The organism is Streptomyces sp. NBC_01426, assembly GCF_036231985.1.
Lineage (GTDB): Bacteria > Actinomycetota > Actinomycetes > Streptomycetales > Streptomycetaceae > Streptomyces.
Genome location: NZ_CP109500.1, coordinates 2,118,321 through 2,138,410, shown reverse-complemented (window position 1 = coordinate 2,138,410; position 20,090 = coordinate 2,118,321). Strand labels below are relative to the sequence as shown.

Genomic DNA, 20,090 nt, shown 5'->3' with positions numbered 1-20,090 from the left:
GCTCCACGCTCCACCCCACGCTCCACCCGTCCCACCCCCCATTCGCGTTCCTGCTCTTTTGCACGACATCCCCGCCGGTCAGGCGGCGAAGGAGATGGTTCATGTGTCCGCTGCGCCCGTGCTGGCGTTGCGAGGGGTCTCGAAGCGGTTCGGCGCCGTTCAGGCCCTGACCGACGTAGAACTCGAGATCCACTCCGGCGAGGTGGTCGCCCTCGTCGGTGACAACGGCGCCGGCAAGTCCACGCTGGTCAAGACCATCGCCGGCGTGCACCCCATCGATGACGGGGTCATCGAGTGGGAGGGCCGCCCGGTCTCGATCGGCAAGCCCCACGACGCCCAGAACCTGGGCATCGCGACGGTCTACCAGGACCTCGCGCTGTGCGACAACATCGACGTTGTCGGCAACCTCTTCCTGGGCCGCGAGCTCAAGCGCCGCGGCATCCTCGACGAGGTGGAGATGGAGCGCCGCGCCCGCGAGCTCCTGACCACCCTGTCGATCCGGATCCCCAGTGTCCGCATCCCGATCGCCTCGCTCTCCGGCGGTCAGCGCCAGACCGTGGCGATCGCCCGCTCGATGCTCGGCGAGCCCAAGCTGGTCATCCTCGACGAGCCCACCGCCGCCCTCGGCGTCGAGCAGACCGCACAGGTCCTCGACCTGGTGGAGCGGCTGCGCGAACGCGGTCACGCCGTCATCCTCATCAGCCACAACATGGCCGATGTGAAGGCCGTCGCCGACAAGGTGGCGGTTCTGCGGCTCGGCCGCAACAACGGCGTCTTCAGTGTCGCCGACACCTCGCAGGAAGAGATCATCTCCGCCATCACCGGTGCCACGGACAACGCCGTGACCCGCCGGGCGGCCCGCACCGGGGAGGCCCGCAAGTGAGCACCCAGAACCCTGCCGCCGGACCGCTGGACAAGGGCCCGGCCGACCGCGTCGGGCACGTGGACCCGGTCAACCCGGCGGCGGCGGCCGATGCCATCCCGGCCGTCGACCCCCGCCTGCTCGTGCGCGAGCAGGGCTTCGCCGGCTACCTGAGCGAGTTCGGCCGCAAGATGAAGGCGGGCGACCTGGGATCCCTCCCGGTCGTCGTCGGCCTGATCGTCATCTGGAGCATCTTCCAGAGCCTGAACTCGAACTTCCTCGGCCCCGAGAACCTGACCAACATCGCGATCACGATGGTCGCCACCGGCATGATGGCCGTCGGCATCATCTTCGTGCTGCTGCTCGGCGAGATCGACCTCTCGGTCGGCTCGGTCAGCGGTGTGTCGGGAGCGATCGTCGCCGTCCTCGCCGTCACCCACGGCGTGAACGAGTGGCTCGCGATCCTCGCCGCCGTCGCGGGCGGCGCCCTCATCGGCGCGATCCACGGCTTCTTCTTCGCCCGGATCGGCGCCCCGGCCTTCGCCGTCACCCTGTCGGGCCTGCTGTTCTGGTCCGGCGCGATGCTGCAGATCCTCGGCAGCAACGGCACCATCAACCTCGACTCCGAGGGCGTCGTCGGTCAGCTGACCACGTACTTCTTCTCGGACGTGGCGGTCGGCTACGGCCTCGCGGCCCTGGCCGTGGTCGGATACTTCCTGGCCACCTACTTCGACAACCGGCGCCGGCAGGCCGCGGGCGTCCCCGCCCGGCCGCTCACCGAGATCCTGCTGCGCACCGGCGTCCTCGCGGTGTTCACCTTCGGTCCCGCCGTCGTGTTCAACCAGTACAAGGGTCTGCCGCTCGCGGTGGTGCTCTTCCTGCTGGCCCTCGTCGGCACGGACTTCCTCCTGCGGCGCACCTCCTTCGGCCGTCAGGTGTTCGCGCTCGGCGGCAGCGTCGAGGCCTCCCGGCGCGCCGGCATCAACGTGAACCGGGTGCGGATCACGGTCTTCGCCATCGCCGGCACCTTCGCCGCCGTCGGAGGGCTCTTCTGGGCCTCCAAGATCGCGGCCGCCAACCAGAGCGCCGGCGCCGGCGACCTGCTGATGAACGTGATCGCCGCGGCCGTCATCGGCGGCACCAGCCTCTTCGGTGGCCGGGGCCGGACCTGGAACGCCCTCCTGGGCGTCATGGTCATCACCTCCATCCAGTACGGTCTGGCCCTGGAGGGCATCGCCACCCCGATCCAGTACATGATCACGGGTGCGGTCCTGCTGGCCACGGTCGTGATCGACTCGGTCACCCGCAAGACCCAGAAGACGGCCGGACGCGCCTGACCTTCGTCCCAGGCAGTACCCGGCGGTAAGACCCGTCACAGTGCCCGGTGCCACTTCCAGTGGTGCCGGGCGCTCGTGCGTACATTCGTGGGTACAACTGTGCGGGTATACACCCGTTTGGGATGTGTGATTTGGCGATCAGGTGTACAGGTATGACAAAGGCGTGACCCACCCGGTACCGCCCGATGACGCTCGTCGCGAGCGGAACATTAGACTCGACAGACCAGCAAGCAACTGCAAGGAGGCACGGGTGCTGCTGACCCGCATCAAGGGACCGCGCGATCTGGACCGGCTCAGCCAGGAGGAGCTCGAACAGCTCGCCGCCGAGATCAGGTCCTTCCTCGTCGACGCCGTCTCCAAGACCGGCGGGCACCTCGGCCCCAACCTCGGTGTCGTCGAGTTGACGATCGCCCTGCACCGGGTCTTCGACTCGCCGAAGGACAAGGTCCTCTTCGACACGGGCCACCAGGCCTACGTCCACAAGCTGCTCACGGGCCGCCAGGACTTCGGCGGCCTGCGCACCAAGGGCGGCCTGTCCGGCTACCCCTCGCGCGCCGAGTCCGAGCACGACGTCATCGAGAACTCCCACGCCTCCACCGTGCTGGGCTGGGCCGACGGCCTGGCCAAGGCCAACGAGGTGCTGGGCCGCGAGGACCACCACGTCGCCGCCGTCATCGGCGACGGCGCGCTGACCGGAGGCATGGCCTGGGAGGCGCTGAACAACATCGCCGCCGCCAAGGACCGCCCGCTGGTCATCGTGGTGAACGACAACGAGCGCTCGTACGGTCCCACGATCGGCGGCCTCGCCAACCACCTGGCCACCCTGCGCACCACGGACGGCTACGAGCGCTTCCTGGCCCGCGGCAAGGACCTCCTGGAGCGTACGCCGGTCGTCGGCAAACCGCTCTACGAGACCCTGCACGGCGCCAAGAAGGGCCTCAAGGACTTCATCGCCCCGCAGGGCATGTTCGAGGACCTCGGCCTGAAGTACGTCGGCCCGATCGACGGCCACGACATCGAGGCCCTGGAGTCCGCGCTCCAGCGCGCCAAGCGCTTCGGCGGCCCGGTCATCGTGCACTGCCTCACCCAGAAGGGCCGCGGCTACCAGCCGGCCGTCCAGGACGAGGCCGACCGCTTCCACGCGGTCGGCGTCATCCACCCGGACACCGGCCTCCCGGTCAAGACGGCGGCCGCCAGCTGGACCTCCGTCTTCGCCGACGAGATGGTCAAGCTCGGCCAGGAGCGCGCGGACATCGTCGCGATCACCGCGGCCATGCTCCAGCCGGTCGGCCTGAAGAAGTTCGCGGACGCCTTCCCCGGGCGCATCTTCGACGTGGGCATCGCGGAGCAGCACGGCGCCACCTCGGCCGCCGGACTGGCCACCGGCGGGGTCCACCCGGTCTTCGCCGTGTACGCGACCTTCCTCAACCGCGCCTTCGACCAGGTGCTGATGGACGTCGCCCTGCACAAGTGCGGGGTCACCTTCGTCCTGGACCGCGCGGGCGTCACCGGTGACGACGGCGCCTCCCACAACGGCATGTGGGACATGTCGATCCTCCAGGTCGTGCCCGGCCTGCGGCTCGCCGCCCCGCGCGACGCCGAGCAGCTGCGCGCCCAACTGCGCGAGGCCGTCGAGGTCAAGGACGCGCCGACCGTCGTGCGCTACTCCAAGGGAGTCGTCGGCCCGGCCGTGCCGGCCGTCGGCAGGATCGGCGGCATGGACGTGCTGCGCACCCCGGCCCCCGAGGTCACCCGTCCGGACGTACTGCTCGTCTCCGTCGGCGCCCTGGCCCCGATGTGCCTGGAGATCGCCGATCTGCTGGACAAGCAGGGCATCTCCACGACCGTGGTCGACCCCCGTTGGGTCAAGCCCGTGGACGAGGCCCTGGCCCCGCTCGCGGAGCGGCACCGGGTCGTCGTCACCGTCGAGGACAACGGCCGCACCGGCGGCGTGGGCGCCGCCGTCTCGCAGGCCCTGCGGGACGCGGGCGTCGATGTACCGCTGCGGGACTTCGGCATCCCGCAGCGCTTCCTCGACCACGCGCTGCGCAAGGAGATCCTGGCCGAGATCGGCCTGACCGCCCCGGACATCGCCCGGCAGGTGACCGGCCTGGTCGCCAAGCTGGACGGGCGCTACGACAGCGAGCCGGCCGCCACCGTCGACTAGTCGACGGGCCGTCGAGCCCCCGACGCGCGGTTGCGTCCGACGGGCCGGGAGATCACCCTTTAAGGGTGGGCCTCCCGGCCCGTTTCGCGTACGCGTCACCTTTCGGAGGTGCGTCGGTGAGCACGGATCGCAACAGTCCCTTCCGCACCAAGTCGGTGGAACAGTCCATCCGCGACACGGAGGAGCCCGAACACGCCCTCCGCAAGTCGCTCTCCTCCTGGGACCTGATGGTCTTCGGCGTCGGTGTCATCATCGGCACCGGCATCTTCGTCCTCACCGGCAAGGTCGCCAAGGAGAACGCCGGCCCGGCCACTGCCCTGGCGTTCGTGGCCGCCGGCATCGTGTGTGGGCTCGCCGCCCTGTGCTACGCCGAGTTCGCCTCGACCGTCCCGGTCGCCGGTTCGGCGTACACCTTCTCCTACGCCTCGATCGGCGAGCTTCCCGCCTGGATCATCGGCTGGGACCTGGTGCTGGAGTTCGCGCTGGGCACCGCGGTCGTCGCGGTCGGCTGGTCCGGGTACGTCCGTTCGTTGATGGACAACGCCGGCATCCATCTACCCGCGGCCCTGGAGGGGCCGGACGTGCCGGGCGGCACCTTCGACCTGCTCGCGTTCCTGCTGGTCCTGGTCCTGACGGTGGTCCTCGTCATCGGCGTGAAGCTGTCCGCGCGCATCACCGCGATCGTCGTGGCGATCAAGGTCACGGTGGTGCTCATCGTGATCATCGCGGGCCTGTTCTTCATCACGGGCAGCAACTACAAGCCGTTCATCCCGGAGGCGGTGCCCCAGGAGGGCGGCGCGGGATTCGACGCGCCACTGGTCCAGCTGATCTTCGGTTACGAGCCGACCAACTTCGGCGTCATGGGCATCTTCACCGCGGCCTCCGTCGTGTTCTTCGCCTTCATCGGCTTCGACGTGGTCGCCACCGCCGCCGAGGAGACCAAACTGCCGCAGCGCGACATGCCGCGCGGCATCCTCGGCTCGCTGCTGATCTGCACGGTGCTGTACGTGGCGGTCTCCCTCGTGGTGACCGGCATGCAGCACTACACCGAGCTGTCGGTGAGCGCGCCGCTGGCCGACGCCTTCAAATCCGCCGGACATCCGGTGTACGGAGGCATCATCAGCTTCGGCGCCGCGGTGGGCCTGACCACGGTCTGCATGATCCTGCTGCTGGGTCAGACCCGCGTGTTCTTCGCGATGAGCCGTGACGGCCTGCTGCCGCGCTTCTTCTCGCGCACGCACCCGCGGTTCCGCACCCCGTACCGGCCGACGATCCTGCTCGGTGTGATCATCGCGATCGTCGCCGGATTCACCAGCATCAACGAACTCGCCACCCTGGTGAACATCGGCACCCTGTTCGCCTTCGTGGTCGTCGCCCTCGGCGTGATCATCCTGCGCCGGACCCGCCCGGACCTGCACCGGGCCTTCCGGACCCCGTGGGTGCCGTTCGTGCCGATCGTGTCGATCGCCGCCTCGGTGTGGCTGATGCTCAATCTGCCGGCCGAGACCTGGCTGCGGTTCGTCGTGTGGATGCTCATCGGCATCGCCGTGTACTACCTGTACGGCCGCAAGCACAGTCGACTGGGCCGGGGCGAGGGCGTGGGCCTCGACCCGCACCACGAGAAACAGCGCTAGAGGTCATCCTCGTACGACCGGGCCCCGGCGGGCAGCAGCCCGCCGGGGCCCGGTCGTACGAGGTGGTACGCAGGAGTGTCGTCGGAGCCTCGCCCGGCCCGACGCGGCTACGGCTTGGCGGCCGTGCCGCCCTTGGCGGGGGACTTCTTCGCGGAGGCCGGGACCTTCTGGTCGGTGCGCAGGGCCTCCCACAGTTGACCGGCCTGCGGTTCTGCGACGACCACGCGGTTCGGGTCGACCTTGTCGTAGGCCACCGGCAGCATGATGGTCTCCATCGTCGCCGGGTCCACGGCCTTCATGCTCCGCGCGAAGTCGGACAGCGCGGTGAGGGACGCCAGATCGGAGTCGGTGGTCAGCGACTTGGTTCCCGCGTCGGCCAGCTTGTACAGCCGGGCCGGGTTGCCGAGGGCGTCCTGCTTCTTGATCTCCGTCAGCATGGCGAGCATGAACTGCTGCTGGAGGCCGATGCGTCCGAGGTCGCTGCCGTCGCCGTAGCCGTAGCGGGTCCGGACGAACTTCAGCGAGTCGGTGCCGTTCAGCCGGTGCGTGCCCGCGTCGAGCTTGAGGCCGCCCTTGGCACCGCTCATCGGCTGGTCGAGGGTGACGGTGACCCCGCCGAGGGCGTCGACCAGGCCCTTGAAGCCGGCGAAGTCCACTTCGACGAAGTGGTCCACGCGGACTCCGGACATCAGCTCCACGGTCTTCACGACGCAGGCGGGGCCGCCGAGGGAGTAGACCGAGTTGAACATGACCCGCTTCGCGGCGGGCGCGGTGCCGCCGTCGTTGTCCTTGCACTCGGGCCGGCTGATCAGGGTGTCGCGGGGGATGCTCACCGCGGTGGCCCTGGAGCGGCCCTCGGGTATGTGCACCAGCATGGCGGTGTCGGAGCGGGCGCCGCTGACGTCGCCGTGGTCGAGGTCGCCGTTGGCCCCGGCCCGTGAATCGGACCCGAGGACCAGCACGTTCTGGGCGTTCTCGACGACCTTCTTCGGGCGGTTGTCGCCGATCGCCTGGTTCAGGTCGACGCTGGAGATGTTCGAGTTGAGGTGGCTGTAGGTCCACCAGCCGGCGCCGCCGACCGCGAGGACGAGCAGGGCCGCCACCGAGAGCACGATCCACAGGACGCGCCTGCCGCGTCGCGGCTTTCGCCGGGAGACAGGGGAGGAGGCCGGGGCCGGTGCCGAGGGCCGGTCAATCATGGAGGCGGAGCCCTTCTATTATAGATGGGGTGAATCATAGGACACGCTTTCGAGTGGCTGGTCCTTTTCGGTGAAAGGCCGTCGGAGGAACGACGGACAGCACTCGACGGAAGGGCGGATGGACGGCGTGATGCGAGGCAACAGCGCCGGTCGGACGGCTTTCTCCGCGCGCGGGGCGGCGTCCGGCGACGCGGGTCGACCGGCCCTTCCGCCGGTCCGACCCCCGGCCGGAACATGGCTGTTCACGGGCGGCGACGGCCGCCTGACGGCCTACGCCTGCGGGCCGGACGGACTGCTGCGCTGGACCGAGGCCGCCGCCCCCGCCTCCGGGTGGACGGGCCCGGAGAGGTTCGAGGTTCCCGGGTGGACCGGCTCCGCGGCCATGGCCCGAAGCCGTGAGGGATATGTCCACTTCGCCGCGCCGGTCACCGCCCGGGACGGTTCGGGCAGACCGGAGATCGCCGTCTCCACCCAGTTCCAGTCAGGCCGCGCCCTCACCGATTGGCGTGGCCTCGGTGTTCCCCACGTCCGCGGCGGCCCCACCGACGACGTGCCGACCGGCCCGCCCCGCGTCGCCGTCAACCAGCGCTCCGGCTCCGTGCACGTGCTGGTGTCCCTGCGCCACGGGGGCATCCTGCGGTGCAGCCGCAACGCCGAGGGCGTGTGGGGTGGTTGGAAGCAGTTGTCCCCGGACCCCTACGACGGCGAGGTCACCCCGCTGATGCCGGTGGGCGGCCCGCTGGAACTGCTCGCCCTCGGCCCCGCCGGCGCCGACCGCTGGACGGGCGCCGGACAGGGCCGGTTCCGGCACGCCGACCGGGTGCCGTCCCCCGTCGTCCCCGGCACGACCGCGGTGTGCGAGACGGGCCCCCGCCGGGTGACGTACTTCTGGCGCTACCCGGGCGACGGCTCGCTGGTCGCCTGGCGCGCCGGTGAACAGGGGCTCCAGGGAACGCTGGTGGGCCTCGGCGACGCCGGCGGCCGGGGCGCGCCGGGCGTGGTCCGCACGATGCTCGGCGGCTACGACTGCACGGTCCTCACGCACATCGGCGCGGACGGCGGCGTCGAACTCACCGCCTACGTCACCGAGAACGAGGCCTACGGCACCTGGCGGGCCTCCCTCGGCGGCCACGGCGCGCTGACCCCCCAGCCCGCCGTCGACGCGTCCGGGCGGATCGTGGTGGCCGCCTTCGACCGCGACGGCGCGCTCGTCCTCACGCGACAGGACCCGGCCCAGGGGCTGGTGTTCGGCCCCTGGGACACCGTCGGGTCCCCTCAGCCGCGACCCGGTACCGGGAAGCGCTGAGCGACCTCGACGCACAAGCCGCCCGTTTCGGTGTAGAACAGGGTCGCGACCAGCTCCGTCTCCGGGGCGTCGGGCGAGGCGGCGACGCGGACCGGCATCCGGGCCGTCGGGTCCACCTCGGCCGCCCGCTTCGGGCCGAGCCGCACCTCTTGGGACACTCCCTCGAAACTCACGGCGAGGTGGACCTCCCAGATGCCCGGCGGGAGCGGTCGGCCGATCGCGGTCTGCGCCAGGTTGATCCGGGCCGAGAAACGGCCCATCGCCCGCGCGTTGCCCTTGGCGTTGGTGAGGGTGTCGTCCCGCCGAGCGGTCACGGCGTACGTCTCCTGGGCGCCGGTGGTCCGCTCCCGCAGCACCACGCGGGTGGCCCGCTCCTTCGTCGACAACTGCTCGAAGAACCCGTACCCGTCGAGCAGCAGCATCGCCCCGTCCCAGCGGAGCTTCTGCAACTCGTGACTGACCGTCATGTCGTCGGTGATGTCGAAGAGTTCGTCGGGCAGGCCGACCTGCGGATCGCGGAAGAACGGCAGCCCGGTGTACACCCGGCCACCCTCCACGGTCTTGCGGACGCCCGGCCGGTTCTTGTCCGCCTCGAAGGCGGCCATCGACCGCGCCTCGGCGATCCTGCCCTGCGCCAGCAGCGCGAACCGCACCGCGAGCGTGCGCGGCAGCAGCGCGAGCGCCCCCGCACGGGCCTGGGTCCGCAGCACCTCGGCCGCCGCCCACAGGGCCTGCTCGGCCTCCGTCGGATCCGTGGCGGACAACAGCGCGGCCGCGGTCGCCTTGCCGAGCTCCACCTCCAGGTGGCGGGAGTGCAGACGGTCCCGGCGCGGCCCCTCCGGCACCTGGGCGTCGACCAACGCCAGCATCCGCGAGACCAGGGCCACCCGGTCCGCGAGCCCCGCCGGGGAGGCGGGCGAGGCCCCCTTGACCACACAGGTCGCGTCGCCGACGACGGAGACGTTGTCCGCCCCGATGAACGCGGCGGCGGTGAAGGCCTGGTCGTCGCCGATCAGCATGTCGGTGGGGAAGGCCAGCCCGCGCCGCTGGAGCATGCTGGTGCGGAACAGCTTGTCCGGGGTCAGCGACCAGTAGACGCGGGAGGCGTCCACGTCCGTGTAGGGCTGGTTCTTGCGGAACATCGACGTCGCGACGGTGTGCCGGCCCGAGCTCTCCAACTTGCCGAGCACCACGTCGGCCTCGTTGGTGTCCGCCGCCGTGACCATCCGTTCCAACGCGTCGGGCGCCAGCCGGTCGCAGGCCTCCAGGAAGATCACGTACCGTCCGCGCACCTGACTCAGCGCCCAGTTGCGGGCCGCCGCCGGGCTCTGCCCGTGGGTGACCAGGCCCATGCGGAGGAAGGGGTACTGGTGCGCGGCCCTGGCCAAAACGGATCCGCTGTCGTCCGTGGACCCGTCGTCGACGGCGATGATCTCCAGCCGGTCCGTGCCGATCGACTGCCCGACGAGGGAGGCCAGACAGGCGTCGAGTTCGGCGGCCTGATCGCGGACCCGGACGGCGACCGTCACGTCGATGACGTTCACGACGGCTGTGTTCATGGTCGAGTGATCCTCTTCAGTTCTGCGGGGACCGCTGGGGCGCGGGCACGGGCCACGGCATCTCGCCGGTCAGTTCGGGCCACTGCCAGGGGCGGAAGGCGACGTCCGTCGTGTGTTCCGGGAACGCGCCCGGCGTGGCGGCGAGTTCGCCGACGAAGACGTTGACGTGCGAGGTCTGCTCGCCCGCCCCGGGGGTGCCCACCACGTACGCGAAGCGGTCGTACCCGACGAAGCCCGGGTCGGGCGTGTAGGTCACCCACCCGTCGTACGACAGCTGCGCGTCTCCGTGGCCCGGCCGGGTCACGGAGACCGCCGCGGACCCCGCGGGCGCGCCCGACAGCACGTGCACCGCGCCGGGGGTGTTCGGCTCGGTCGCGATGCGCAGGCCGCGCGCGGCGGGCCGGCGCAACGGCAGGGCCTGAGTGTCGAGTCGGGCCGTACGGACCATCTTGCGTCCGGTCGCGTCCGGGACGCCCACCATGATCTGGGGACGGATCCGGGGGGCCTTGGCGTTCTCGGCGGCCCGCAGCTGCAGGACACCGGTACCGGTCTCACCCGCCTCCGCGCGCACCCGGAACCAGCGCTGCCGGGGGAAGTACTCCAGCCCCTGGAGGCCGACGATCTCGCCGGCGGCGGTCAGCGGGGCCGCCAGGAGGTACGCGCAGCCGCGCGAGCCCGTCCGGTCCACCGCGACCGAGAGGCCGAACTGGACGACCTCGCCGGGGGCCACGCCGAGTCGCGGGTCCGCCGAGGAGTACAGGCCCGCGTAGGCGGCGCCCTGGGAGGGATCCGAGCCGAGGGCCCGGCCCCGGCCGAGGAGGTGGTTCACGCGCCGGACTCCTTGTTCGCGGGGGCGCCGGCCGGGGCCCCCGGCATCTTCGACACACGGGTCTTGGTGCGGTGCCAGAAGGTCTCCTCGTCCAGCCAGCCCAGTTCCTCGTACGAGAAACGGGTCCGGTCGAGGTCACGGCCCCAGTGCGCGGGGATCACGCCCTGCTCCAGCATGCTGCGGGCGATGAAGCGCGCGCACTCGATCGCGCCCTCGGCCCGCAGGTGCACGTTGTCCCCGTCCAGCACGTGCTCCTGGAGGGGCTCGCCCGGCCGCAGGTAGGTGAAGACGGCCTTGGAGGCCTCCGGCCCGAGTTCCTCCCACCACTGGAGGCTCTGCTCGTACAGGTCGACGACCGGAACGTGCTCGTCCTCGGCCAACTGCCGTGCGGCGACCGGGTAGTCCCCGAGGAAGCGCGCGACGTTGCCGTGCCGGTCGATCCGCCGCCGCTCGTACGGCAGCAGGATCACCGGGTGCGCACCGCGCTCGCGGGTCCCGTGGACGTACGCCGTCATGTGCTCCAGGAAGGTGGAGAACGGCTCGGTGTGCAGCCCGGGGTCCGGCTTCCAGTCCGTTTGCCCGAACCCGAAGAGCAGGTAGTCACCCGGCCGCATGGTGTCCAGGATCCACTGGAGCCGGCCGCGCTCCCGGAAGCTCTTGGAGCTGGCGCGCGCCCGGGAGCAGTTCACCACTTCCACCGCCTCGTGGAGGAACAGCGGCAGCGCCTGGGTCCAGCCCGCCATCGGCAGGAAGCTGTAGGGCCGGTGGACCGAGTTCGACCCGCCCGCCACGAAGATCCTCGGGCGGTGCTGCTCCTGGCCCGGTCCGGGTGCGTACGTCACGCCTAGACTCCCTCGTCCCCGGCCGTCTGGACCAGGACCGCCGCCAGCGCCGCCTCGAAGGCCGACCGCTGCGCCGCGTTGGTCGTCGGGTCCTGCCGGCGCACGTCGACGACGTGTCCGGTCATCGTGGACAGCAGGACGTCCAGCGAGGTCAGCGCCACCGCCTCGGAGCTCAGCAGGGAACCGGTCGGCTCCTCGCCGAAGGCCTTGACGCGCATCGGGGTGGCGGTGCGCTCCGGGTTCACGCAGTTCACCCGGATGTGGTCCTCGGCCCACTCGTCGGCCAGCGCCTGCGTCAGGTTGACCATGGCGGCCTTCGCCGACGAGTACAGGCTGTAGTTCGCGCGGCCCCGGGTGTAGCTGCTGGAGGTGAACAGCAGCAGCTGCCCCTCGGTCTTGCCGAGGTACTTGTGGGCGGCCCGCGCGATCTGCACGGGGGCCAGGTAGTTGACCTCCAGCGCCTGCCGGATCGTGTCGTCGTCCGTCTCGTCGAGGCGGCCGACCCGCAGCACGCCCGCGGTGTTCACCACGTGGTCGATCCGGCCGGTCTGCGCGTACGCGTCGGCCAGCGCCGCCTCGACGTGGTCGGGGTTCTCCACGTGGGTGCCGGTGGTGGAACGCCCCAGGGCGAAGACCCGGGCGCCGAAGCTCTCGGCGATCCGCGCGATGTCGGCGCCGATCCCGTACGAGCCGCCGAACACCACCATCGTCTTGCCGGACAGCTGCTCGCGGTAGGCGGCCTCGTCGGCGTGCGCGGGCGCGGCGTGCGAGGCGAGCTGGAACAGCTTGTCGGCGATGAACACGTCGACCGGCTGGGTGACCTTCATGTTGTACTCGTCGCCCGTGACCACGTGGACCGGCACGTCGGGCAGGTACTTGACGACCACGGAGCAGTCGTCGGTGGCCTGGAAGAACGGGTCGGCGGCCGCCCGCTCGTACGCGCTGCGGATCGTGGCCAGCCGGAAGCCCTGGGGGGTCTGGCCCCGACGCAGCCGGGAGCGGTCCGGCACCTCGGTGATGAACTCGCCGTCGTCCCCGTGGGTGCGCGTCACGATCACGGTGTCGGACGACGGGATGGCCACGTCGACGGCCTGGTAGCGCTCCAGGGACTCGACGCACTCGCGGACCACGCGCTGCGAGAGCAGCGGGCGCACGGCGTCGTGGAAGAGCAGGTTGACGTTCTCGTCGGCCTCACGTCCCTGCGAGGCGGCGGCGATGGCGATGCGAGTGGTCTCGCTCCGCGTCGACCCGCCGGCCAGCACCCGGGAGACCTTGGTCAGGCCCGCGTTCTCGACGATCCGGCGGGCCTCCTCCACGTGGTCGGGCGTCATGAGGAGGAGGACCTCGTCCACGTCGGCCGCGGACTCGAAGATGTGCAGCGTGTGCTCCAGGATCGGCTTTCCGGCGATCTTGAGCAGTTGCTTCGGTATCTCGAGCCCGATGCGTTGGCCGGTCCCCCCTGCGAGAACAACGGCGATGGTACGGCGGGGGGTGGTACTGGACGGCACGGTCTCCTTCTTCCTCTGGGCTGGGGATGGGACCACGGCTGTACGGGTGTGATGCGGCCGTGGAAGGGTGCGCCGGCTAGGCGGGGAAGGGCGCCGGCTCCGGGTACTCGATCGGGAAGTCGGCGACTCCACGTCGGTAGAGGTCGTTCGCGGCGTCGTTGAAGCGAACGACCGACGGCGGGTACTCCGCGCCGAGGAGGTACTCCTTGAGCTGCTCCCGGTAGGGGGCCATGTGGTCCTCGGCCGGGTTGAGCATCGCCTCGATCGCCTCGGACAGGCCGTTGCAGTCGGCGTCGAGCAGGTACGAGGCGTACGCCGTGCGCTGCTCGTTGCGGAACTCCTGGTCCGGCAGACCGTCGAGGTTGAAGATCGCGTACGGCTTGAGGGTGGCGACGAAGTCGGACACCACGCTCGACATGTCGCCGATGAGCAGGTCGGAATGGTTGAAGCAGTCGTACAGCGCGGGGATCCGGCCGGTCACCACGTGGTGCGCGGCGTCGGGCATCGCGCTCCAGTACAGGGTCCCGGCCTGGTTGCGGGTGCGCCGGATGCGGGCGGTCCGCTCCTCTTCGGTGAGGTCGGGGAACGGGGAACGGACACCGCGCTCGGAGAGGTCGGCGATGCGCTGGTCGAGGCGGGCCAACTTCCGGCTCGCGGCCTTGGAATCGCTCACGTTGCGGCCGAAGCGCCGGGCGTTGTCCTCCTCCAGGAGTGCGATGACGCGTCGGTGCGCGGCGGCGGCCTGCGGGGAGCGGGAGCCGGTCAGCGGGTGCGGCTTGTAGATCACCCGGATGTCGAGCTCGTGGTCGAGCAGCGCCCGGATCAGCTTCTCGCCGGCCGGCAGCACCGAGGTGTAGCAGGCGTCGTCGGTCCAGCCCTCCCAGGTGGGGGCGTAGATGACGGTGGGCACGGGGTTGACGGCCCGGCCCGTCCAGCGGTGCAGGGGCATCAGCTGAGGGCGCCCGACCTCGACGATCTGGTTGTGCGTCACCGCGTGCTTGATGCGCTCGTAGCGGTCGCGACCGGCCCGGCCGGCCACCCAGATCTCGTCGAAGACCTTGCTGACGCGGTTGCTGCTGGCGAGCTTGTCGCTGTCGCCGTGGCCGATGAAGACGTGCTTGACCTCGGCGCGCTGGAGCATGTGCACGTTCTTGCCCGCGTTGCCGGGGTAGAGGGCGACGCGGAGTTCGTGCATCTCGATGCGCGCGAGGTTGTCCGCCTTGGGCACGCAGATGACGGGAACCGACGTGGCGTCCAGGTACCGCAGGGTGGCCCGCTCGCGCAGCACGATGAGGGGGCGCAGCTCCAGGGCCTCCAGGGCCTCCAGCCACATGTTCACCTGGTACATGAAGTCTTTGGAGATGGCGGCGAAGGTGAAGTAGAGCGCCACCTGGGGACGGTATTCGGCCAGCTGGTGGTTCAGCTCGTCGATGGCCTCGTCGGTGGTCGGCAGCTTGAGCGCGTTGCGTGCGTCGGGCAGCAGCACCAGCAGGGACAGGTAGGCGAGGAAGACCGTGGTGATCATCCCGTACGTGACCCAGCGCCAGTTGTCGGTCGCGATGGTGGCGAGGGCCCCGGCCACCAGGGGGATGTCCAGGTGCAGCGTCTTGCGGACGTGCTTGTCCACCAGGAACGGGTGCGGCATGCGGCGGATGCCCAGCGCGTCCAGGTCCAGCCCGCGGGTGGTGAACGGCAGTTCGTTGCGCTGCTTGCGGACGTGCTTGAGGAGGGCGCCGTACGCGAGTTGCAGGATGAACAGGAGGAGCAGACCGATGGTCGTCATCTGCGCCACGAACGACTCGATGTCGGCGATGGCCCCGCACAGGCCCAGCAGCAGGAACTGCCGGATCAGGAAGCGCATGGTCAGGCCGAAACGCGAGTCGCGCAGCCGCTCCAGGGTGGTCGACTCGGTGCTGTGCAGCATCAGGTCGGCCGCGTAGCTGAGGGCCGCGCAGTACGCGAACATCGGCAGGGAGACGGTCGCGACCGCCGCCATCATCCCGAGGAAGCTGAGGATGAGCCCGGCGCTGATCAGAACGCCGGTGACGGCGTGCAGTCGTTTGGGGCCCATCGTGGAAGGCCTCCCCGTGGAGGTGTTGAGTTTCGGCGGAAGTGTCGCAGTAGTATAAGCAGCCGTATGGACGAGTTAAGAACGCGAGGTGACGCTCGGGCCAATGATTGGCGGCCCTTGTGGGCACACCTGTGGCCTTCGTCCCTCAAGGTCCGATTCTTCACCCCGTAAAGCGATACACCGTCAGCTCGCGCCGGTCCTCGGCCTTGATGGAAAAGCCCACGCACAATGCGGGACGGGAATCCGCGGAGCCGATCGCCATTCCCTCCGGTTCCCGGAAGGGAAGATCCGGCGCCACGGTCACCTTGTGCCGGCCCTGGGCCCGTCCCGTACGGATGTCGATCGCCGAGACGTGCGTGTTCCCGCCGGACTTCCGCGGATTGTTCCCGTCCTTGGCCGTGTACGGGCGGCCGGTGAGGATGTAGACGAAGTTACCGTGCAGGGCGCAGCCCTGGAACCACTCCTCTTCCTTCACCTGGACACCGGCCCGCACGGAGTGCACGGGGTCGAAGCGTCCGGCGAGGAAGTCCGCCATCCGGTACACGGACAGCCGGTGTTCCCCGTCGATCTCGTGGCTCACCAGCACGCGACCGCCGGCCAGGTCGAGGGCGGGGGAGACGTCGGCCGCGCCCGGGACCGGATCGTAGTGCGGCACCCGCCGGTCGGACCCGTCGACCACGCCACCGTCGTCGAACAGCACGCGGGCGACCTGGGTCCCGTAGCCGCTGTCCGCGTCCGGCCTGCTCTCCACCCATATGTAGGTGTGCTTCCCGACGGGCTCGACACCGAAGGAAATTCCGTGCCCGAAGCCGCGGAGATACATGTGCCCGAGGGATATCCCCGTACTGCTCATCCGGGTCAGACACATATCGCCGGCGGTCTTTCGGTCGCCGGAAGTCAACGGCTCCGACTCGTCGTCCAGGCGTATGTCGCTCTGAATGGTCTGAAGGGTGTAGACCAAACCGTTGGCATCGTCGAAGGCGAACGACTGCGGACCCGTCGTATTGAATAGCGGCGTCGGTGCCAGCAGTTCGGCGCCCGTCCGCATGTCGAAGTCACCGGCCGTCGGCTGAGGGTCGGGTTCCTCCCGGGCGGGCTCGTCCGGTTCCGACGAGAGCGCCCACGTCAGGCCGCTCGCGGCCAACCCGGCGGCGACCGCGCCGCCGCCGAACATCAGGGTCCGGCGGCTGAAAAGTGTCGTGTCATCCGCCATGCAGACATTCTGCCGGCCCTTGTGCGGGCCGACGTCGCCGCCCCCGCGCAAGACCCCGCGCGACCCCGCCACCGGCGGAAACGGCGGACGCCCGCCCCCGCTCGGGGGACGGGCGTCCGTCATGCGCGTCGGGGACGCGACGGTCAGACCGGGACGCTCGCCAGGCCCGGGGCGAGGAACCTCTTGCCGTTCACCCGCTCCGAGACGCCCTCACGGTCCAGGTACGGCGTCACGCCGCCCAGGTGGAAGGGCCAGCCGGCGCCGGTGATGAGGCAGAGGTCGATGTCCTGGGCCTCGGCCACGACACCCTCCTCCAGCATCAGGCCGATCTCCTGCGCCACCGCGTCCAGGACGCGGTCGCGGACCTGCTCCTCGGTCAGGACGCTGTCGCCCTGGACCAGGAGCGCGGCGACCTCGGGGTCGAGCTCCGGCTTGAAGCCGTTCTCCGCGTGGTAGACGTAGAACCCGCGCTTGCCCGCCTCGACGACCCGCTTGAGGTTGGGGGAGACGGTGAAGCGCTCCGGGAAGGCGCGGTTCAGGGTCTCGGAGACGTGCAGCCCGATGGCCGGACCCACGAGCTCCAGCAGCACCAGCGGGGACATCGGCAGGCCGAGCGGCTCGATCGCCTTCTCGGCGGTGACCACCGGGGTGCCCTCGTCGATGACGTTCTGGATCTCGCCCATGAAGCGGGTCAGGATGCGGTTCACCACGAACGCCGGGGCGTCCTTGGTGAGGACCGCGGTCTTCTTCAGCTTCCGCGCGACACCGAAGGCCGTGGCCAGCGAGGCGTCGTCGGTCTGCTCACCGCGGACGATCTCCAGCAGCGGCAGGATCGCGACGGGGTTGAAGAAGTGGAAGCCGACCACGCGCTCCGGGTGCCGGAGCTTCGAGGCCATCTCGGAGACCGACAGCGAGGAGGTGTTGGTGGCGAGGATCGCGTGCGCCGGGGCGACCGCCTCGACCTCCGCGAACACCTTCTGCTTGACGGACATCTCCTCGAACACGGCCTCGATGATGAAGTCCGCGTCCGCGAAGCCCTCGGCCTTGTCCAGGACACCGCTCACCAGGGCGGTCAGGCGGTTGGCCTTGTCCTGGTTGATGCGGCCCTTGCCGAGCAGCTTCTGGATCTCGGCGTGGACGTAGCCCACACCCTTGTCCACGCGCTCCTGGTCGATGTCGGTGAGAACCACCGGCACCTCAAGGCGGCGCAGGAAGAGCAGCGCCAGCTGCGAGGCCATCAGGCCCGCGCCGACGACGCCGACCTTGGTGACCGGACGGGCCAGGGACTTGTCCGGGGCGCCGGCCGGGCGCTTGGCGCGCTTCTGGACCAGGTTGAAGGCGTAGATGCCGGAGCGCAGTTCGCCGCCCATGATGAGGTCGGCCAGGGCCGCGTCCTCGGCGTCGAAGCCCTTCTGCAGGTCGCCGTCCTTGGCCGCCTCGATGATCTCCAGCGCGCGGTAGGCGGCCGGGGCCGCGCCGTGCACCTTGGAGTCCGCGATGGCACGGCCGCGGGCGATCGCCGCGTCCCAGCCCTCGGCGCGGTCCACGTCGGCCCGTACGACCTCGGTGGCGCCGTTCAGGACGTTGGCCGTCCAGATCAGCGACTGCTCCAGGAAGTCGGCGCCCTCGAACAGGGCGTCGGCGATGCCCAGTTCGAAGACCTGCTTGCCCTTGAGCTGGCGGTTCTGGTTCAGCGAGTTCTCGATGATCACCGAGACCGCGCGGTCCGCGCCGATCAGGTTCGGCAGCAGGGCGCAGCCGCCCCAGCCCGGTACCAGGCCGAGGAAGACCTCGGGCAGCGAGAAGGCGGGGATGGCCTTGGAGACGGTGCGGTAGGTGCAGTGCAGACCGACCTCGACACCGCCGCCCATGGCCGCGCCGTTGTAGTACGCGAAGGACGGGACGGCCAGCGCCGACAGGCGCTTGAACACGTCGTGGCCGCCCTTGCCGATGGCGAGCGCCTCGTCGTGCTTCTTCAGCAGCTCGACACCCTTGAGGTCGGCGCCGACCGCGAAGATGAACGGCTTGCCGGTGATGCCCGCGCCGACGATGGAGCCCGCGAGGGCCTCCTGCTCGACCTGGTCGATCGCCGCGTTCAGGTTGGCGAGGGACTGGGGGCCGAAGGTGGTCGGCTTGGTGTGGTCGAAGCCGTTGTCCAGCGTGATGAGCGCGAAGCGCCCGGCGCCGAACGGCAGGTCCAGGTGGCGGACGTGCGCGGACGTGACGACCTCGTCCGGGAACAGCTCGGCCGCACCCTTCAGGAGCTCAGCGGTGGTGCTCACTTGGAGTCTCCCTCGGCGTTGAAGTTCGGGTTCTCCCAGATGACCGTGGCGCCCATGCCGAAGCCGACGCACATGGTGGTCAGGCCGTAGCGGACGTGCGGCTGCTCCTCGAACTGGCGGGCCAGCTGCGTCATCAGACGGACGCCGGAGGAGGCGAGCGGGTGACCGAAGGCGATGGCGCCGCCGTACTGGTTCACACGGGAGTCGTCGTCGGCGATGCCGTAGTGCTCCAGGAACGCGAGGACCTGGACCGCGAACGCCTCGTTGACCTCGAAGAGACCGATGTCATCGATCGTCAGGCCGGCCTGCGCCAGGGCCTTCTCGGTGGCCGGGATCGGGCCGTAGCCCATGACCTCCGGCTCGACACCCGCGAAGGAGTACGCGACCAGGCGCATCTTGACCGGGAGGTTGTTCTCCCGGGCGAAGTCCTCGGACGCGATGATCGCGGCGGTGGCACCGTCGTTGAGACCGGCGGCGTTGCCCGCGGTGACCCGGCCGTGGGTACGGAACGGGGTCTTCAGGCCGGCCAGGTTCTCCAGCGTGGTGCCCGGACGCATCGGCTCGTCGGTGGTGACCAGGCCCCAGCCCGTCTCGCCGGCGGCCTCGTTGGTGTTGCGCACCGAGATCGGGACCAGGTCCTGCTGGATCTTGCCGTCGGCGTACGCCTTGGCGGCCTTCTCCTGCGAGCGCACGGCGTACTCGTCGGCGCGGAGTTTGGTGATCGTCGGGTACCGGTCGTGCAGGTTCTCGGCGGTCATGCCCATGAACAGGGCGGACTCGTCGACCAGCTTCTCGGAGACGAAGCGCGGGTTCGGGTCGACGCCCTCGCCCATGGGGTGGCGGCCCATGTGCTCGACGCCGCCGGCGAGGGCGACGTCGTACGCGCCGAAGGCCACGCCGCCCGCGACGGCGGTCACGGCGGTCAGCGCGCCGGCGCACATGCGGTCGATGGAGTAGCCGGGCACGGACTGCGGGAGGCCCGCCAGGATGCCGGCGGTGCGACCCAGGGTCAGACCCTGGTCACCGATCTGCGTGGTCGCGGCGATGGCGACCTCGTCGATCTTCGCGGGGTCCAGGTCCGGGTTGCGGCGCAGCAGCTCCCGGATCGCCTTGACGACGAGATCGTCGGCGCGGGTCCCGTTGTAGATGCCCTTCGGGCCCGCCTTGCCGAACGGGGTGCGGACGCCGTCGACGAAGACGACGTCCCTGACGGTACGAGGCACGTTGGCTCTCCTCCAGGTGCGGGTGTGCACTGCTGCGCGGGGGCGCGGTCGGCGTTGT

The 20,090-nt window shown here is 70.3% G+C and carries 14 protein-coding genes; 5 read left to right on the top strand and 9 right to left on the bottom strand.

All coding sequences use genetic code 11. The features are described from left to right. Nucleotides 1–94: 94 nt before the first annotated feature. The 4 genes from OG906_RS09265 to OG906_RS09250 all read left to right on the top strand — a co-directional run bounded on the left by OG906_RS09265 (nt 95) and on the right by OG906_RS09250 (nt 6,000). Entirely contained in the window at nt 95–883 is a 789-nt protein-coding gene (locus OG906_RS09265) for an ATP-binding cassette domain-containing protein (RefSeq protein WP_053684862.1), read from the top strand. 26 nt (nt 884–909) lie between these two features. Further along, nucleotides 910–2,199: a sugar ABC transporter permease gene (locus tag OG906_RS09260; RefSeq protein WP_385642081.1), complete on the top strand. Its 1,290-nt coding sequence runs from the start codon at nt 910–912 to the stop codon at nt 2,197–2,199. A 250-nt stretch (nt 2,200–2,449) separates the two neighbouring features. After that, nucleotides 2,450–4,366: a 1-deoxy-D-xylulose-5-phosphate synthase gene (gene dxs / locus OG906_RS09255; protein WP_267796850.1), complete on the top strand. Its 1,917-nt coding sequence runs from the start codon at nt 2,450–2,452 to the stop codon at nt 4,364–4,366. Between the two features lie 116 nt (nt 4,367–4,482). Then, nucleotides 4,483–6,000 carry an amino acid permease gene (locus OG906_RS09250; protein WP_329441654.1) on the top strand — a complete coding sequence of 506 codons (1,518 nt, stop codon included), beginning with the start codon at nt 4,483–4,485 and terminating at the stop codon, nt 5,998–6,000. Between the two features lie 107 nt (nt 6,001–6,107). Here the strand turns inward: OG906_RS09250 and OG906_RS09245 are convergent, their stop codons facing one another. Then, on the bottom strand, nt 6,108–7,199 hold the full coding sequence (locus tag OG906_RS09245) for an LCP family protein (protein WP_329441652.1): 1,092 nt from the start codon (nt 7,197–7,199) through the stop codon (nt 6,108–6,110). A 130-nt stretch (nt 7,200–7,329) separates the two neighbouring features. Here OG906_RS09245 and OG906_RS09240 point away from each other — a divergent pair, with 130 nt between their 5' ends. Next, complete coding sequence (locus OG906_RS09240) at nt 7,330–8,505, top strand: hypothetical protein (RefSeq protein ID WP_329441650.1); 1,176 nt, start codon at nt 7,330–7,332, stop codon at nt 8,503–8,505. Here OG906_RS09240 and OG906_RS09235 read toward each other — a convergent pair. From OG906_RS09235 to OG906_RS09200, 8 genes are all read right to left on the bottom strand, one after another. Next, a complete protein-coding gene (locus OG906_RS09235) occupies nt 8,475–10,064 on the bottom strand; it encodes a glycosyltransferase family 2 protein (RefSeq protein ID WP_329441648.1) in 1,590 nt (529 codons plus the stop codon). The genes OG906_RS09240 and OG906_RS09235 overlap by 31 nt on opposite strands. A 16-nt stretch (nt 10,065–10,080) precedes the next feature. Then, complete coding sequence (locus OG906_RS09230) at nt 10,081–10,893, bottom strand: Ig-like domain-containing protein (RefSeq protein ID WP_267796856.1); 813 nt, start codon at nt 10,891–10,893, stop codon at nt 10,081–10,083. Continuing rightward, the gene (locus tag OG906_RS09225) at nt 10,890–11,735 is read right to left on the bottom strand and encodes a rhamnogalacturonan acetylesterase (protein WP_329441646.1); all 846 of its coding nucleotides are present in this window, start codon (nt 11,733–11,735) and stop codon (nt 10,890–10,892) included. The genes OG906_RS09230 and OG906_RS09225 overlap by 4 nt, the downstream gene beginning before the upstream one ends. Nucleotides 11,736–11,737: 2 nt before the next feature. Beyond that, on the bottom strand, nt 11,738–13,243 hold the full coding sequence (locus OG906_RS09220; RefSeq protein WP_329441644.1) for a bifunctional cytidylyltransferase/SDR family oxidoreductase: 1,506 nt from the start codon (nt 13,241–13,243) through the stop codon (nt 11,738–11,740). A gap of 76 nt (nt 13,244–13,319) precedes the next feature. After that, a complete protein-coding gene (locus OG906_RS09215; protein WP_329441642.1) occupies nt 13,320–15,314 on the bottom strand; it encodes a hypothetical protein in 1,995 nt (664 codons plus the stop codon). Nucleotides 15,315–15,474: 160 nt separating this feature from the next. After that, the gene (locus tag OG906_RS09210; RefSeq protein WP_267796860.1) at nt 15,475–16,527 is read right to left on the bottom strand and encodes a phage baseplate protein; all 1,053 of its coding nucleotides are present in this window, start codon (nt 16,525–16,527) and stop codon (nt 15,475–15,477) included. A gap of 143 nt (nt 16,528–16,670) precedes the next feature. Beyond that, nucleotides 16,671–18,809, bottom strand: coding sequence for a 3-hydroxyacyl-CoA dehydrogenase NAD-binding domain-containing protein (locus tag OG906_RS09205; protein WP_267796861.1), 2,139 nt, complete (start codon nt 18,807–18,809; stop codon nt 16,671–16,673). Next, on the bottom strand, nt 18,806–20,032 hold the full coding sequence (locus OG906_RS09200) for a thiolase family protein (RefSeq protein WP_053684718.1): 1,227 nt from the start codon (nt 20,030–20,032) through the stop codon (nt 18,806–18,808). Before OG906_RS09200 ends, OG906_RS09205 begins: the two co-directional genes overlap by 4 nt. Nucleotides 20,033–20,090: the final 58 nt, after the last annotated feature.